Source organism: Bacillus sp. RC240 (assembly GCF_044907945.1).
Taxonomy (GTDB): Bacteria; Bacillota; Bacilli; order Bacillales; family Bacillaceae_G; genus Bacillus_A; species Bacillus_A mycoides.
Genome location: NZ_JBIYCT010000007.1, coordinates 85430 through 101424 on the forward strand (window position 1 = coordinate 85430; position 15995 = coordinate 101424).

Sequence of the window (15995 nt, forward strand, 5' to 3'; positions counted from 1 at the left end):
TTTTTACAATTTTTATTTTTGTACACTGTTAGTAGAACAAATTTAAGGGGGAACATTATATGAAAAAAATGTCCAGACAAGAAAAAAGCTGGATATTATATGATTGGGCGAACTCGGTATATTCGCTCGTCATTACAACTGCATTATTTCCAATTTACTTTAAAGCAGCTGCAAAAGAAGCTGGACTATCTGGTGCAACTTCAACAGCCTATTGGGGATATGCAAACTCGTTCGCTACACTTTTAATTTCTATACTCGCTCCTATTCTCGGCACGGTTGCTGATTATAAGGGATTTAAAAAACGATTTTTCACATTCTTCTTTGGACTCGGTATCGTATTTACAAGTATGCTAGCAGTTGTTCCAACATCTCAGTGGTACTTATTACTAGGATGCTATATGCTCGCATTAGTTGGCTTTGCTGGAGCAAATATTTTTTATGATGCATTTCTAGTAGATGTTACCTCTGGAGATAGAATGGACCGAATTTCTACGCGAGGTTTTGCATTAGGTTACATTGGGAGCACAATTCCTTTTATCGGTTGTATTGCTCTTATTATTCTTGCTCAAAAAGGAACTATCCCCTTATCAGTCGGAATTGCTAGTCAAATTTCCTTTGCAATAACAGCTCTTTGGTGGGGACTATTTACGATACCAATGCTAAAAAATGTAGAGCAAACACACTATATTGAACGTCATCCAAGACCAATTGCAATGAGCTTCAAGCGCCTTGCTAATACGTTTAAAAATATTAAAGAATATAAAACTGTATTTATGTTCCTAATAGCTTACTTTTTCTACATTGATGGGGTAGATACAATTATCACTATGTCTACTGCTTACGGAACAGATCTCGGTATTAGTGCAACCAATCTATTAATCATCTTATTTGTAACACAAATTGTCGCTTGTCCATTTGCTTTATTATATGGAAAACTATCGGAAACATTTACCGGTAAAAAAATGCTATATGTCGGCATTATCATTTATATCGTTATTTGCACATATGCTTATTTCTTAAAAACGACGTTTGATTTCTGGATTTTAGCAATGTTAGTTGCTACTTCTCAGGGCGGGATTCAAGCACTTAGCCGTTCTTATTTCGCAAAACTAGTACCGAAAGAATCTGCAAATGAATTCTTCGGATTTTATAATATCTTTGGTAAATTCGCGGCAATTATGGGTCCGGTATTAGTTGGTGTCACAACACAATTAACAGGAAAAACAAACGCTGGTGTCCTTAGTATTATTGTCTTATTTATTATCGGTGGATTCTTATTAACTAGAGTACCCGAAAATGATACGTCCGTTACACCACCTAATCCGAAAACTAAAACAATATAAGAGAAAGATCCCCTTCACACAAGAAGGGGATCTTTTTCTTATATTTTTAACGATAACGCCCCACAATTAAAAACTCTAAAGCTTGTACAAAAATAGTTTATCGACAGTTGTTCCTAATACTTCTGCTAACCGGAATGCTAGCGCTAAGCTTGGATCATATTTATTATTCTCAATTGCATTTATCGTCTGTCTTGATACGTTACACTTATCCGCTAATGCACCTTGTGAAATATTATTTGCAGTGCGCAATTCATAGATTTGATTTTTCACACCGTTTCTCCTAACCTGTAAAATCGTTTTTACATCATCAGTATATAGTTGGTACATTTCATTGTCAAAAGATTGCCATAGAAAAAGGGAACAAACATGCTCCCTCACGATACTTATTTCGAAATTAAAGAATTGGTTAACTCCTTTTGATTTGCGTCCTCTTCTTTATTTAAGAAAATGTATTTTCAAACCAAACTCGACTGAAATGTATCGTTCCAAATTTAAGCCCGAGTTTAACAAAAAATACACCTCCAGCAACTAATAAGATTAATGCTACTTTCCCTTTGTTTTTTACTTTCGGTTCACTTCCCCACATTACGTTTATAAAATTTAATCAAACGTTTGTTTAACTGTTTTTATGCATATGTAAGCCAACTAATTAAACGTTTGTTTAAAAAGAAATACGCCCCCTATAGGGCGTATTCTCATCAATCACCGCCGCCTCCACCACAGCTACCTCCACTATCTCCGCCAAAAGACCCTCCGCAATCATGTGAATGCCCGCCATCATGTGAACTATTACTATCAGATCCAGCAAAGAAAAATGATGGTGAGGAGGTGTTAGACGTACTATGTGTATTACTCTTTTTAGTAAGGTTTACTCTTCGATTATTTGATTTAACTGATGCTGCAATCATCCAAATTAAAGCACAAAATAGTAATGCCGCTATAACAAACCCCATATAAAAACCTCCCTTATTTTTTTACCAACTGAAGTACTCTCTCAATATTTTCAAGCGAAATAAAGCGCGATTCACGAAGGATCTCTTTTCCATTATGAAATAATAAAATTGTCGGCCCTGTAAATACCGCATATCGCCCTGCAATCTCTTGCATGTCTTGAAGTAATATCTCTACTTTCTCTACGTAATCATAATTCTCTAATACATAATTTACTTTCCGTAACATAACATCACAAACACCACAATTTTCCGTTTTAATAAACAGAAGTACTAATTGTTGTTCTTCAATATATGTCGCTAATTCTTCTATCGTTTCAAATGTATTCATCTTATTCCCTCTTAGCGTAATTTACGAAATACTTTATCTTGATACATACGAAATACTGAACTATCTTTAATCTTTCTCTTTTCCATTAACTGCTGAAAGCGCAGCGTTTTTACCGTTAACTCTTCTTGTAATTTTTTTCTCTCTGCCTCATCATAACAATAAGCGATTAAATCCTCTATTTTCAATATATCTTTTTGCATTTCCATTTCTGGTGGAATCATTCCTGCATTTTTCAAGATTTTATAACTCATTCTTAATTCTGGAGGTACCATTGAAAGATCTTCTAATTGTAGTGGTTTTCCTTTTCCCGGAATATTATCAAGATCACCATTCCGTATTGCTTGACGAATTTTTTCCTCAGCAATGTTCAAAAACACATCCACACTATCCCCTCCTTTACATATTTTCACTATTGTTTTACATGAAATTTCATCATCCTGCTACGTCATTCAAGATTGACTTCGTAAAATTTTTCCAGGTTTATCCAGCTATTTGCCGGGCAGTAAAACTCCCGATTGGTGAGGGCTGATAATCAGTGGAGGATGAACAAAACCCCCACTGATTAAAGTTTCACTTTATTTAAACGATAATCGAACACAAATTTTACGAAAAATCGAAAATGGATATTATAATAACCTATTATAATTATATTTAGTTTCTAATATGAAGTTTATGTGAAGTTCATCTGAATTTCACATGAATTCCCTTTAAGTTCTATTGTCTTCCCATACTAATCACATTATCCTTTACATATAGGAATCATTTCCATTCCGTTTCAAACTATCTATATATAGATACAAAGATAGTAGCCTATTAGGGAAAGGCATCTAGTATTATTATAAATATAACCAAAGAAAAAGAACTCTTATGGTGCGCTTATAAGCGCACCATAAGAGTTCTTTTTCTTACAATTCTCATTTGAGAGTTCTCGAAAATCATGTTAATCACAAAGAAAAGGCATTAGCTCATAAAAGCTAATGCCTTTTCTTTGTGATTATTTTTAAACGTTCCATTCTTCAATATTCCATACTTTTGTTATCCACGCTTCATAGAAAGAAGGCTCATGTGAGACAAGTAAAACTGTTCCTGTATATTGTTGTAACGCTTCCTGCAAAGACTTCTTTGTTTCTATATCCAAATGATTAGTCGGTTCATCTAAAATTAAAACATTGCTTTTCGTTACGATAAGTTCACATAAACGCACTTTCGTTTGTTCTCCGCCGCTTAATAAACGAATAGGTTTTAATACGTGCTCTTCTTTCAAGCCACACTTTGCTAATGCTTGGCGTACTTCTTTCCTTGTCATATCTGGTCGTTCTGCCCAAACTTTCTCTAATGGTGTTGTTTCTGAAGCAAACTCTTCCTGTGCAAAATAGGCAGGATTTACTCGCTCACCAACAGAAATTGAACCACTTATCGGCTTTATTTGTCCTAATAACGTTTTTAACATTGTTGTTTTTCCAATCCCATTATGACCAATAATCGCAATCTTTTCCCCTTTTTTCACTTGAAAATCCAATTCCGGAAATAACGGTTCACCATAACCAATTTTCAGTTTCTCTACCTGTAATATACGACTCACTGGCTCAGTATAAACATTAAAATCAAAACGGGCGCGAGGTACATCGTTAACCTTTTCAACCTTTTTCATTTTCTCTAATACTTTTTCACGACTTTTCGCTTGTTTCGCTTTACGAATTTTATTTTTTTGAATAAAACCCTCTAAATGTGCAATTTCTTTTTGTTGTTTCGCATACGCCGCTTGTAATTGTTTCCTTTGTAATTGATAACTTTGCAAAAAGGTTTCATAATCTCCTACATAGCGCTTAACCTTTCGTTCTTCTAGATGATAAATAACATTCGTAATATTGTTCAAAAATATTTCATCATGCGAAATGATAATATAAGCTTTTTCATACATTTGTAAATAAGATTGCAACCATTCTATATGAGCTGTATCTAAATAGTTAGTTGGCTCATCTAATAATAAAACATCCGCTTTTTCTAAAAGGAGTTTCCCAAGTAACAACTTTGTCCGCTGACCACCACTTAACTTTGAAACATCCTTTTCCAATCCTATTTCAAACAAGCCTAAGCCGGTTGCTACTTCCTCAATTTCTGTATGAATTTGATAAAAATTAGAATTCTCCAATATAGTTTGTAACTCTCCATACCTTACTAACAATTTTCCTACTTCTCCTGCTCCAGCCATCTCTTCTGTAAGTTTTAACATGTCACGTTCCAACTCATACAGGTTAGAAAACGCACTTTGCAAGTATTCTTCAATTGTTATGCCTTCTTGTAAATCTATATGCTGTTGTAAAAAGCCAATCTTCACATGTGGAAACCATTCAATGTTTCCATCATCATGTATAAGTTCTCCTGTTAACAAGCGTAATAATGTGGATTTTCCAATTCCATTTTTCCCTACTAGCCCAACATGTTCGCCCTTTAATAATCGAAAGCACGCTTTATATAAAATGGTTTTCTCACCATATGAATGACTTACATTTTCTACTGTTAATATACTCATTTTTTTCTCTCCTTTTCTTATGATCCATAAGCTAAATAGAGAGAACAACAGTATAAAGCCTTATTTAATTGTGCATATAAAAAATGGGTAAGGTGAATACACCTTACCCATTACATATTATCGTAAAAAAGGATTAAGGTTCTTTACCTGCTGTCTTCAATTTAGCTTAATCGTTAAAAATGGGCAGACTTCTCCCGTATCAAGCTAAAACCATTTGAAGAACAGTTGATAAAGTCATTTTATCCTTTCACTCCTTTAACATTTGTTATATTAAGAGTATAAACTACTCTGTTATATTCTATTCTCTATTTTTTCTTTTGTTCCTTCTTCCAATTTATCCGATGTTAATGAATCCACTATTTCCCCTATAGATTTCATCTTTCTCCTTCAATAGAAAAAAGCCTCTTAACAGCAATTATACTAAAAACTGTTAAAAGGCTTTTTCTATTTTTTCATATAAGGAGCTAATACTCTTAAAATTTCTTCCTTATCCTTCTTTAACTCAAGAGATGTTAACATATCCATCGTTCGCGGCCTAGGTAATTCCACTTGTACCTCGCCAACTATTGATGCTGGTCTTTGAGATAAAATAAATACGCGATCAGAAAGTAAAATTGCCTCATCTAAGTCATGTGTAACCATAACAATTGTTTGCTTTTCTTGATGCCAAGAATTTAAGAGCCAACTATGTACTTCCATTTTTGTAAATGCATCTAATTTTCCAAAAGGCTCATCAAGTAGCATAATTGGCTTTTCACATAAATATGTGCGAAGGAAACTAATTCTTTGACGCATTCCACCTGATAACTCATCTGGATAATGGTCCGCATATTCATCTAGCTCAAACTGCTTTAATGCTTCCATTCCTTCTGTCAGCCTTTGTTTTTTAGGCTTTCCTTCAATTTCCAATGAAAGAACGATATTTTGCAAAGCCGATCGCCACGGTAGTAATAAATCTTGTTGCGGCATATAACTAACAACATCTTGTTTTTTTACATACTCTTCGTTATAAAATACTTCTCCGCTCGTTGGCTCTTCAACACTTGCAATCATATTTAATAATGTACTTTTTCCACAACCACTCGGACCTACAAAAGAGACAAACTCTCCCTCTTGTATAGAAGCACTAATATTTGCTAATACATTCTTTCCATCGAAAGCTTTTACAATATCTTTTATTTGTAATCCACTCATTTTTCACTTGGAAGGAATTCATTTGTAAAGGCATCTTTTACATCGATTTTCTTTTTAATAACTTTGTTGTCATATAAGAAATTCATGTAATTTGTCCAAATCTCTTCCTTCTGTACTCCCCACGCTTTTGCATCATCTTGATACTTTGTACTTAACCACTTTTGGCTTTCTTGTACTAATTCTTTATTCACATCTGGAACAGCTTTAATTAAAATATCAGCAGCTTCTTTCGGTTCTTTAATTGCAAAATCATAACCTTCTGTCGTTGCCGTCATAAATTTTTTCACAAAATCTTTATCTTGCTTCGTATGTTTTTCACTTGTAATAATAACAGGACTATAGAAATCAAGCGCTGGATCTAAGTCTTTTACCATAATTGTGTTTAACTCTTTTCCTTGACGCTTCGCTTCAATTCCATCCCATCCATAATAAATCCATTCAAAGTCTGCATCACGACCGATTGATTTAAAGAAATCTGTTTGTCCAAGAATAATTTTTTCAACTTTATTAAAATCAGCTTGATGTTTCTCCATAATCGTCTTTAACGTCGCTTCTTCTGCTGGTCCCCCCCAGCCGCCGTAACGTTTACCTTCAAAATCTTTTGGTGACGTCATATTATCTTTTTTTAGAGATGCAAAAGCAGAGGTATTATGCTGAATAATTGCACCAACAGAAACAACTGGGATTCCTTCAACACGAGCTAATGTTACATTTTCTTGTGCGCTTATCGCAAAGTCTGCTTTCCCAGAAGCAATCATCTGCTCTGCCGTTACATTATCACCAGGCTGGATAATTTCTACATCAAGCCCTTGCTTTTTGTAATAATCTTTCGTTTGCGCTACATATAAGCCAGTATGATTCGTATTTGGAAACCAATCTAAAACGACTTTTACTTTTTTATCTTTACTTGAACTTTCTTCTTTCTTCGCCGGATTACATCCGGCAACAGTTACTGCTAATAATGCAGCTAACATAATTTTTAAACCTTTTTTCATTTTCTGCCGCCCTTTCTGTATATCCATGGTGCTGTTATTCTTGCCATAAATTCAACAATAAAGTACAGACATAATGTCACCATGACGATAATCGCTGCAACGCCAAATACTCGAGCCGTTAAAAAGGATTTTGTTGCTCTTGTAAGCATAACTCCTAATCCTTCACTGGCACCAAGCCATTCCCCAATAATCGCCCCCATCACACTATATGTAACAGCAATTTTTAAACCTGAGAAAAAGTATGGGAGTACTGCTGGAAACTTTACTTTCTGGTAAACTTGCCATTTCGTTGCCTTCATTGTTTGTAACAGTTTCAGCATATTTTTATCTACCGTTTGGAAACCTTCTAAAATGCTAAGCGCAATTGGGAAGAAACAAACAAGAATAACAACCATTACTTTTGGCAACATTCCGTATCCAAACCAAATAATAAATAATGGTGCGAGCACAACGATTGGAATTGTTTGCGAAATAACGAGCAACGGATTCATTAAAATCCGAAATAAAGGGATGACATCCATAATGATAGCAATACTCGTCCCAAGTAAAATTGCAAAAAACAACCCAATTATTACTTCCTGTAACGTTTGCACTGTATTCGGTAATAGTAAATCTTTCATTCCAATTAACTCTTGCACAATTGCAGAAGGCTTCGGTAAAATCCACGGCTCAATTTTAAATAATGAAACAGATCCTTCCCATATAGCAATGAGAAGGATAAGCCAAATTGTTGTGATTATTTTAGATCGCTTCTGGTTTTGCATATTCATCACGGTACTTCCAAACTTTTTCGTCAATCGTTACGCCCGTACTTGGACGATAGTGAATTTTAATAGAAGTGATTACTTCTTCTGCTCCAGCATCGACGCAAGCTTGTTGTGCGCGTTTAATGACGTCAAGAAGTACATCTAATTCTCCTTCCAACGTTGTTTCCATTGCCCCTACTTCATAACGAACTCCCGACTGTTGTACAACTTCAATTGCTTTATCAACAACGGAATACACATCTTTGTTCTTCGCTTGTGGTACTACTGAAAATGAAATTGTAACTTGTTGTGACATAATCAAATCCCCCTTACAAAATATGGTTCCCAAAAAAGAAAAGGCTTTCCTACCATGTAGGAAAGCCTTGTATACAAGTTATTCTATAATAACTTATGCTACATCACTTTAAAGTAACTCCCTACGCTGGCATTATCCAGATCAGGTTGAGGGTCGATGTATACTTACATCCTCTCAGCCAATTGGCTCCCCGGTTCTTAATTCGTTTTCATTGTAGCATGATTTATTTTATTGAACAAACAAAAGCGTACATATCATTTCATTATTTTTGGAAAATATCCAACTTCTTCACCATGAGCTAATAATTGCTGAATAAATTCTTTATTAATCGCTGGCACTACCAGTTCTTTTTTCTTAATCCATTCATTCGTTCTACGAGTACCCATTACAATTTCAGATTGCTGTGCTCCATCTCCTGCAACTTGAGAAGCAATTAGCTCTGCTATTACTTCATCTTCCTTCGCTAATATAAGCCCCATATTTATATATTGCGAGAGTGGAACCATTTCAAGATTGTATCCACATTCCTCAATTAGCTTTATAAAATGTTCAAATTCAATTTGATATGGGTGACAGATGTGTAACATTTCTCCAGCTATTTGTGAATCTTGTACATATGCTACAATCGATTTACTAGCAAAATCAATTGGTGTAAAATCAATTTTCCACTTTACATTCGGAGCTTGTCCAATAAGTAACATCGCTTTAATCAGACGATAAAATGCATTTCCTTCAATATTTTGTTGGAACCTTCCTGTTTTTGAATGACAAGCTAAGTTACCCGCACGATAAATATTTCCTCGTACACCATCTTTTATCGCTTCACGAACAAGGTTTTCTGCCTGTAGTTTACTATTAGAATACACATTCTCCAACACCACATCGTAGTTAAAATCACCTGTTTTTTCATATATATCCCATTGATCCATCGCTAATTCTATCGGAATACCAATTGTTGAAACAAAGTGGAATGTCGCTCCTTCTTCAGTTAACGCTAGCATACGACCCGTTCCTTGCACATTCACATTTTCAAACTGAGCCACATCTCCAAAATGTCTTACATCTGCACCACAATGAATTACAGTATCAACCTCGGAACGAATGACTTTAAATTCTTCCTCACTCATACCAAGATTCTCTGCCCCAAGATCACCAGGTACTGCTGTTATACGTTGTAGCCATTCTTTTTTTATATTTTCAAAGTAATTTGTTAATGTATTAACAATTCTTTGTTGTATATCTTGCGTTGGTCTTACTAAGCAATAAATATGTGCTGTTGTATCTTTTAGTAATTCATACAATATGTGAGAACCTAAATAACCAGTAGCTCCTGTTAAAAAGATATTTGAAACTTTACCGCTTTTCACTTCTTTTATATGTGAAATTGTTGCTGGCTCATGAATTACTTTATATTCACGGAATACGTCTTCTTCCTCTACTTTTAATTCCCTTTGAATTTGCGATAACCCATATATTGTGCGTTCCTGGAAAAAGTCTTGAATTGTTAAATGCGGGAAATCCTCTTTAAGCAAAGTTAAAACTCGTAATACCTTTAATGAATGCCCACCAACTGTAAAGAAGTCGTCATGGACACTAACTTTTGAGACACCTAATACATCAATCCAAGCTTTTGCTATTTTTTCTTCCGCTTCAGTAGATGGTGCGATATATTCTTGTGAACGAACTGGCTCATACTCTTCTTCCAGTTGTGCTAATCGCTTCACATCAACCTTTTTATTTGGTGTAAGTGGCAGTTCATTAATATAAATTAACTTAGATGGCACCATATAATCTGGTAATTGTTCTCTTAAATCGTGTATTAAGGTTTCCATAGCAACTTCATTAACAGTTGTATAGAAAGCAACTAAATAATGACTACCTTCTTCACTTTTCTTCGTAAATACAACGGCATCTTTTATCATTTCATATTTTGCAATTGTATTTTGGATTTCACCTAGTTCAATTCGGTGCCCTCTAATTTTCACTTGATTGTCTTTACGGTGTAGAAATTCAATATTTCCATCTTCCAATATTTTAACAACATCACCTGTTTTATATATCCTACTATCGTAATTTAAGGGGTGTGGAATAAACACTTCTTCTGTTTTCTCTGGCTTATTAAAGTAACCTTTCGCGATACCTACTGATTCTATATATAATTCTCCTGGAATACCAATTGGACAAACTTTCATATTGTCATTTAATATCCAAACTTTATAATTATCCGCTGGCTTCCCAATTGGAATACTAGCAAATTTATCATTTAACTCCGCTGGAATTGGATAAGTAGTTGTTGTAATTGTACATTCTGTCGGACCATATGCATTATTCAATTGAACATGAGTACCAATTCTCTGTCGCCATAATTTCACTACTTCAGCAGTAAGTATTTCTCCACCAACTGCAATTCTCTTTAATGAATCCAACTTATATTTACTTTCATCTGGAAGGTATGTTGCTACTTGTTGTAAGAAAATTGTAGCTAATCCTAAAATAGATGTTGCCTTTTCTTTATAAATTGCATTTGCAAAAGCATCGACTGAAAGTCTTTGCTCATCTAATAAAACATATACATTTCCACCACAGAATAATGAAGCAAATAACTCCCAAATAGACGCATCGAAACTAAATGATGGAAACTGTGCAAAAACATCTTCTTCAGTTAATCCATAATGTCTTTGCATCCATGTACATAAATTAACTACCCCGCGGTGCGCAAGCATTGTTCCTTTCGGGTTTCCTGTAGAACCTGATGTGTAGATCATATATGCAATATCATCAAGATGAATTAACAATTTCACATCTGCATCTGAAAACTTTTCAATATTATAAAGAGACAACTCTCGAATGCCTTCATATGGAATTTTTGTTTCTTTTGTTAGCACTAATTTCGATTGGCTATCCTCAATAATATACTGCACCCGATTGGCAGGATAATCTGGATCGATTGGAATATACGCAGCGCCTGCTTTTAAAACCGCTAATAAACTTACTACTGTATCAATACTTCGTTTCATGAAGATACCAACATAATCACCTTGCTTCACTCCATTATGTAATAACATATGAGCGATTTGATTACTCCTTTTATTTAGTTGTTCATATGTTAATGTTCCTTCTACTGAAGACAAGGCTATACGATTTGAAAACTTTGTTACTGTTTCATAAAACATATCGGAAATACTCTTATTCGGATATGGTACTTCTGTATGATTTATCTCTTTATATATTGCTAACTCTTCTTCTGGAATAATATCCATAGATACAATACATTGCTTCTCGTTTGTAATTCCTTGCTGTAATACATACTCAATTTGCTCTATATAACGAGTCGCTGTTTTTTCTTCCAATTGCATTTTATTATAAGAAACCTCAAAGTAATTATTCTTTAACTCAATAAAGTTCAACTGACTATTTCTATTCTCTTTTCCTACTGTAACTGCAGGTTTCCCCCATTTCCCCTCATCATATTGTAATAATACCTTTTGTACTTCTTCCATGTTTTCTAACTGCACAATTTGATCATTAATTTCTACTTTTAGCTCTTCATAAGAAAGTTCCTCTGAAATCGTAATACATAACGGATAACTACTCTGTTCCATATAATGAGGAATCACTATACATTTTTCATTACTAACATGATGCAACCATACAAAAGTAGCGACTATTATATCTAACTTACTATGTTCGATCGCTTGTATATCCTTAATTTTCATCTGCTTATATTCGTTTACTTGAAAATCCTTCGGTATCATAAGTGGTTCATAATTTTGTTGTAAAAATTGTTCATATCTCTCCATATATGAACGTTTTAAGAAAATACTCATACTGAATCCTCTCGCTCTCCATAAAATAAAGTGAAACTTTAATCAGTGGGGGTGTTCATCCCCCACTGATTAAAATTCCACTTCCAACATCCTTAAATTCAGATATTAGACTATTGATTAAAGAAAGAAAGGTGCAGATTATATCTACACCTTATATTTTTTATTAACTTTTAAATTCTCCAATCAACTCTTGTAACTCCTGTGAAAGCCAACTTAAAGAAGTTGCTAATTCTGCTATATCTTGCACAGACATTTCTTGCTCCTTCATACTCTCTTCAACGTTACTACTACTGTTTGCATATGTATTTGCAATATGGGATAGCTCATTTACAACTTGTACAATATTTTGGCTATTTTGCAGAATATCACTTGAATTGCTAGAAACGGCTCTAACTTGATTTGTAACAGATTGTGCTGACTTTGAAATTTTCTCAAAGAAGGCACCACTACTTTGAACAAGTGCAATTCCAGACTCTACTTCTTTTGAGCCTTTCTGCATCGAGACTACCGCATCTTCTGCTTCAGATTGTGTTTCCCCTATTAATTTAGCTATGTCTTTTGCTGACGCTTCCGTTTTCTCTGCTAATTTACGAACTTCATCTGCAACAACTGCAAACCCTCTCCCAGCTGTCCCAGCACGTGAAGCTTCAATGGAAGCATTTAAAGCTAATAAATTTGTTTGATTTGAAATGCCAGTAATTACAGTTACAATATCACTAATTTCTTTTGATCTTGTTTCCAATGAATAAATGATAGAAGATAAATCTTGTACTGCATTTTGGATTAAACTCATTTGATTAATGATTTGTTCAATAACTCCATTACCCTCAACTGAATGTTGCTCCATACCTTCTGAGGAAACTGCAACTTGTTTGGCAGCCCCTGTTATTTCTTTCATCTTATTTCCCATCTCATGTACAATACTTAAACATTGTTGTACAGAAGCTTCTTGAGACTGAGCACCAGCTCTTAATCCTACCATAGAGCTTGCAATCTCCTGAACTGCCATACTATTCTCCTCTGTACTTGCTGACAATTCTTGTGAAGATGAAGAAACTTGTTCGGCCGTCTGCTTCACTTTATCTATAATTCCTTTAAACTTCTCAATTGTAGTATTAAAATACACATTAATAATACCAATATCATCTGGTCTTTCTTCTAATTTAATACTTAAATCTCCTTCACCCACTTTACGCAATCCTTCACGTAAATCTCGTAATGGAGCAAGTGAATTGCGCACAATCAAGAATTGAATAACTGTCGCAATTAAAACTGAAATACATATAAACATTAAACCTTGCATAATAAATTTCTTCTTTGTACTAGGAACAATAGAAGCATCTACATCAGCTGCAACAATTGCAACAATATTTTCTTCTCCGTCTGTAATCGGCTCTAATATCGTTACCCAAAATCCTAGTTCATCTTCATATACTTCCGTCATTTGTACTTTTTTTGTTGCCATTACTTTATCGTATGTTTTCATCCAACGAGCCGGTTGTTCATAATAATCTCCCGGTTTTACTGGAACAGCGTTTGCTAACTCTGTAGTCAAACCAAATACTTGTAGCTCACCTTTTGTATTTGGTTTTGCCCCAATAACATACGTTTGTCCAACACTTTTTAATTCTTTGGTAACTTCATCTAATTGCTCTGTTAATTTCGTTCTCTTCTCTTTTTCTGCTGTCGGATCTTTCGCAACATCTCTCACTACTTCTGCATCTAATTTATGTAATACTGCATCTCCTGTTTCAATAGACTGTCTTTCAAATAAAGACATCATACTACTTTGAAACATGTTAAAACTTAACGCCCCCATACTACCAACAAGCGTCAAGATAACTAGTACAGTTAACAATACATTTTTTTGAAGAAACGATAGCTTGTGCCAATATTTTTTCATTAACATCACCTTTCTCAATTCACTCCATCTAAAATGAAACTATCCACACATAAACACACCGAACTGATAACGATTCTCAAGTTTATATATAAAAAAAAAAGACCAATGAAAAGAGCATTGGTCAAGACCAACCCTATCCGTCCGGTAACTGGCTAGCGTAGCCTTTCGACCTTAGCTCCTGTAGTTTTGCGTCCTAATGTTTCCATCAGTTTGCCTTTCTCGCTGAACGAGTTGAACGATATGGGAGTTCTATGAGAATTAAATTATTCTCTATCAAAGATTACAACATAAAAATTAAAATGTCCACCTATTTATAGATATAAATATAAAGTTTTAATGTATTATTTTTTCGAAATAATTTAACAAAGTACGTGAATGTTACATTTCTTGTGTTATATAATAAAAAATGTATATAATACAAGGATTATTTCGGATCATTACTTAATTTCCACTCAAATCAAACTATTCGAATATATCTTAACTTACGAATTTCGGAGGTAGTTTATCATGTTTTGGCTACAATTTCTTACGTTACTAATCTGCATTTTTATTGGTGCACGCCTGGGCGGAGTTGGTCTAGGAGTAATGGGTGGCGTTGGTATGGCAATACTTGTTTTCGTCTTCCACTTACAACCTACAGCTCCTCCTATTGATGTAATGCTTATGATTTTAGCAGTAATTACAGCTGCCGGTGCTTTGCAAGCTGCTGGAGGAATGGATTACCTTGTCTACCTTGCTGAGAAAGCATTACGAAAAAATCCAAAGCGTATTACATTTTTTGCTCCTATTGTTACTTATTTATTCACGCTATGCGCGGGAACTGGTCATGTCGCTTATTCTGTACTTCCCGTTATCGCCGAAGTATCTCGCGAATCAGGAATTAGACCTGAACGACCAATGTCAATTGCCGTTATCGCTTCCCAGCAGGCAATTACAGCTAGTCCAATATCGGCTGCAACAGTTGCGCTTTTAGCAATGTTAGCCGACTATAAAATCACCTTGTTAGATATTTTAAAAGTCAGTATCCCTTCTACTTTTATTGCTTGTATGGTAGCTGCATTCGTTGCTAGTAAAATGGGAAAAGAATTAAATGAAGACCCTGAATACTTGAAGCGATTAAAAGAGGGAATGATCCCTAAACTTGAAGAAAAAAAAGAATTTTCGGGTGTAAAAGGCGCTAAATTATCAGTTATCCTTTTCCTAGTAGGAACTTTCCTTGTCGTACTTCTTGGTTCATTTGAAGCCCTTCGTCCGGGATGGATGGTTGACGGAAAGTTAGCTCGTCTTTCCATGCCAAACACAATTGAAATGGTCATGTTAACCATTGCTGCTCTTATTATTATTTTCTGTAAACCAAATGTGGAAAGCATTGTAACTGGTAACGTCTTTAAAGCAGGCGCAACAGCAGTTGTTGCTATTTTTGGTATCGCTTGGATGGGAGATACTTTCTTCAACGGAAACTTAAATATAATTCAAGGATCAATTCAACACTTAGTGACAAGTGCACCATGGTTATTTGCTATTGCACTATTCATTCTATCTATTTTACTGTATAGCCAAGCAGCAACAGTTCGTGCTTTAGTGCCACTTGGACTATCACTTGGTATTCCGCCGGCATTACTTATTGCGATGTTCCCTGCAGTAAATGGATATTTCTTCATTCCAAACTACGGGACAATCGTTGCTGCAATTAACTTTGACCGTACTGGTACAACAGGAATTGGTAAATATGTTTTAAATCATAGCTTTATGATTCCGGGCCTGATCGCAACCTTTACTTCTATTGGAATTGGAATGCTCTTAATTTCAATTATGTTTTAAAGAAAAAGCACAAACCTTTATTTAAAAAGGTTTGTG

At 34.7% G+C, this 15995-nt stretch carries 14 protein-coding genes and 2 riboswitches; of the genes, 2 read left to right on the forward strand and 12 right to left on the reverse strand.

The features are described from left to right. Positions 1-59: 59 nt before the first annotated feature. The gene (locus ABH955_RS21115; RefSeq protein ID WP_404491625.1) at positions 60-1343 is read left to right on the forward strand and encodes an MFS transporter; all 1284 of its coding nucleotides are present in this window, start codon (positions 60-62) and stop codon (positions 1341-1343) included. Between the two features lie 75 nt (positions 1344-1418). Here ABH955_RS21115 and ABH955_RS21120 read toward each other — a convergent pair whose 3' ends face one another. The 12 genes from ABH955_RS21120 to ABH955_RS21175 all read right to left on the reverse strand — a co-directional run bounded on the left by ABH955_RS21120 (position 1419) and on the right by ABH955_RS21175 (position 14138). Continuing rightward, positions 1419-1670 (reverse strand): helix-turn-helix transcriptional regulator, encoded by a 252-nt coding sequence (locus ABH955_RS21120; RefSeq protein WP_002010192.1) that lies wholly within the window; start codon positions 1668-1670, stop codon positions 1419-1421. 112 nt (positions 1671-1782) lie between these two features. Beyond that, positions 1783-1929: a histidine kinase gene (locus ABH955_RS21125; protein WP_404457651.1), complete on the reverse strand. Its 147-nt coding sequence runs from the start codon at positions 1927-1929 to the stop codon at positions 1783-1785. A gap of 112 nt (positions 1930-2041) precedes the next feature. Further along, positions 2042-2296, reverse strand: coding sequence for a hypothetical protein (locus ABH955_RS21130; protein ID WP_113937985.1), 255 nt, complete (start codon positions 2294-2296; stop codon positions 2042-2044). A gap of 13 nt (positions 2297-2309) precedes the next feature. After that, entirely contained in the window at positions 2310-2624 is a 315-nt protein-coding gene (locus ABH955_RS21135) for a thioredoxin family protein (RefSeq protein ID WP_404457646.1), read from the reverse strand. 11 nt (positions 2625-2635) lie between these two features. Beyond that, positions 2636-3007: a DnaJ family domain-containing protein gene (locus tag ABH955_RS21140; protein ID WP_404491627.1), complete on the reverse strand. Its 372-nt coding sequence runs from the start codon at positions 3005-3007 to the stop codon at positions 2636-2638. Positions 3008-3624: 617 nt separating this feature from the next. Continuing rightward, on the reverse strand, positions 3625-5157 hold the full coding sequence (locus tag ABH955_RS21145; RefSeq protein ID WP_404457640.1) for an ABC-F family ATP-binding cassette domain-containing protein: 1533 nt from the start codon (positions 5155-5157) through the stop codon (positions 3625-3627). Between the two features lie 444 nt (positions 5158-5601). Beyond that, the gene (locus ABH955_RS21150) at positions 5602-6351 is read right to left on the reverse strand and encodes an ABC transporter ATP-binding protein (protein ID WP_404491628.1); all 750 of its coding nucleotides are present in this window, start codon (positions 6349-6351) and stop codon (positions 5602-5604) included. Further along, complete coding sequence (locus ABH955_RS21155; protein ID WP_002124979.1) at positions 6348-7346, reverse strand: ABC transporter substrate-binding protein; 999 nt, start codon at positions 7344-7346, stop codon at positions 6348-6350. Before ABH955_RS21155 ends, ABH955_RS21150 begins: the two co-directional genes overlap by 4 nt. Beyond that, positions 7343-8116: an ABC transporter permease gene (locus ABH955_RS21160; RefSeq protein WP_002091231.1), complete on the reverse strand. Its 774-nt coding sequence runs from the start codon at positions 8114-8116 to the stop codon at positions 7343-7345. Before ABH955_RS21160 ends, ABH955_RS21155 begins: the two co-directional genes overlap by 4 nt. Then, entirely contained in the window at positions 8088-8408 is a 321-nt protein-coding gene (locus tag ABH955_RS21165; protein WP_000082898.1) for an MTH1187 family thiamine-binding protein, read from the reverse strand. Before ABH955_RS21165 ends, ABH955_RS21160 begins: the two co-directional genes overlap by 29 nt. Before the next feature lie 101 nt (positions 8409-8509). Further along, positions 8510-8611: riboswitch (TPP riboswitch) on the reverse strand. A 51-nt stretch (positions 8612-8662) separates the two neighbouring features. After that, positions 8663-12235 (reverse strand): non-ribosomal peptide synthetase family protein, encoded by a 3573-nt coding sequence (locus ABH955_RS21170; RefSeq protein WP_404491629.1) that lies wholly within the window; start codon positions 12233-12235, stop codon positions 8663-8665. Positions 12236-12398: 163 nt separating this feature from the next. Further along, entirely contained in the window at positions 12399-14138 is a 1740-nt protein-coding gene (locus ABH955_RS21175) for a methyl-accepting chemotaxis protein (RefSeq protein WP_404457633.1), read from the reverse strand. A 140-nt stretch (positions 14139-14278) separates the two neighbouring features. Continuing rightward, positions 14279-14363, reverse strand: a riboswitch (cyclic di-GMP riboswitch). A 282-nt stretch (positions 14364-14645) separates the two neighbouring features. On the opposite strand from ABH955_RS21175, the gene ABH955_RS21180 reads away from it, so the two are divergent. Beyond that, positions 14646-15959 carry an anaerobic C4-dicarboxylate transporter family protein gene (locus tag ABH955_RS21180; RefSeq protein WP_219300385.1) on the forward strand — a complete coding sequence of 438 codons (1314 nt, stop codon included), beginning with the start codon at positions 14646-14648 and terminating at the stop codon, positions 15957-15959. Positions 15960-15995 lie beyond the last annotated feature (36 nt).